Here is a 1,330-nt window from a genome sequence, read left to right as displayed (position 1 = left end):
GCAGATGCCGGGCCCCAGGACGGCGCCGCCCCGTCATCCGCCGTCGGCCCGGCATCTGCCGCGGGCCCGTCAGGCGCCGCGAGTCCGTCAGGCGCCGCAGACCCGTCGCGCGCCGACGCGCCGGCCGGCGTCCGCGTGCTGCTCGTGGACGACGAACAGCTCATGCGCGCCGGTCTGCGGCTGATGATCGACGGCAGCGACGGCATCGAGGTGGTCGGCGAGGCGGCCGACGGCGCCGCCGCTCTCGAGGCGGTCGCCGCGCTCGACCCCGACGTGGTGCTCATGGACATCCGCATGCCCCGCATGGACGGCATCGAGGCGACGCGCCGGCTGAGCGGCGACGGCGCGCGACCGGGTGTCGTGGTGCTCACCGCCTTCGACACCGACGGGTTCCTGCTCGACGCCCTGCGCGCGGGCGCCGTCTCCTTCCTGCTCAAGGACTCCCCGCCCGAGCAGGTCGTGGAGGGCATCCACGAGGCAGCCCGCGGAGAGGCCCGCTTCTCCCCCGCCGTGCTGCGCCGCCTCGTCGCCCTCGCCGCGGGAGGCCCCGGGGGCCAGGCCGCGTCGGCGGCCGACCGCACCAGCCCTGCTGTCGAACACTACGACCCGTCGGCCGACCGGCGAGAAGCCGCAGCGGAGCAGACGCCGTACGGAATGCCCGAGCGCACGCAGCCGGTCCCCGCCGACGCGAGCTCGCTCCCCCATGCGATCACCGAGCGCGAGTGGGAGGTGGGGCGGCTGGTCGCGCAGGGCCTGACGAACTCGGAGATCGCCGACGCCCTGTTCCTCTCCCTGCCCACGATCAAGACCCACATCGGGCACCTCTTCGAGAAGCTGCTGGTCACCAACCGCGTGCAGCTCGCGATCCGCGTGCTCGAGATCGACGGCGGGTCCTGACCCGTCGACGGGAGCCCGATCGGACCCGGGTGCCTGAGAGGCAGCGGCACCGATAGGCTCGCGGCGAACCGACCGCGGGAGATCCTCACGTGAAGTACCTGGCCATCGCCCTGATCCTGGGCCTGCTCGCCCTCCGCCTGCTGCGCGGACGATGGGGCTCGCGATTCCTCGGCGTCTCGGGCCGCGTGGTCGACATCGTCTACGTCGCCGCGCTCGTGATCGCCGGGGTCGCCGCCGTCGCCACGAAGTACTGGCTGCTGCTCGCGCTCGTGGTGGTGCTGCTCGTGCTGCGGATCATCGAGGCGGTGCGCTCCCGGGCTCCGCGCGAGTGATCCGCCGGGCGGCCGGGCGGCACCATGGATCGGCGGGGAACCGACGGTAAGCCGACGGGTAGCCGGCGGCTTACCGTCGGTTCCCCGCCGATCCATGGTGC

General features: G+C 73.8%; 2 protein-coding genes. Both read left to right on the top strand.

The features are described 5' to 3' along the window. A partial coding sequence (locus MHY49_RS18900) for a response regulator (RefSeq protein ID WP_370646228.1) occupies positions 1-897 on the top strand: 897 nt, incomplete at its 5' end. A gap of 89 nt (positions 898-986) precedes the next feature. After that, the gene (locus tag MHY49_RS18895; protein ID WP_239206789.1) at positions 987-1,229 is read left to right on the top strand and encodes a hypothetical protein; all 243 of its coding nucleotides are present in this window, start codon (positions 987-989) and stop codon (positions 1,227-1,229) included. Positions 1,230-1,330: the final 101 nt, after the last annotated feature.

The organism is Brachybacterium sp. ACRRE (genome assembly GCF_022346485.1).
GTDB classification, from domain to species: Bacteria; Actinomycetota; Actinomycetes; order Actinomycetales; family Dermabacteraceae; genus Brachybacterium; species Brachybacterium halotolerans.
This window is presented reverse-complemented; position numbering and strand designations above follow the sequence as displayed.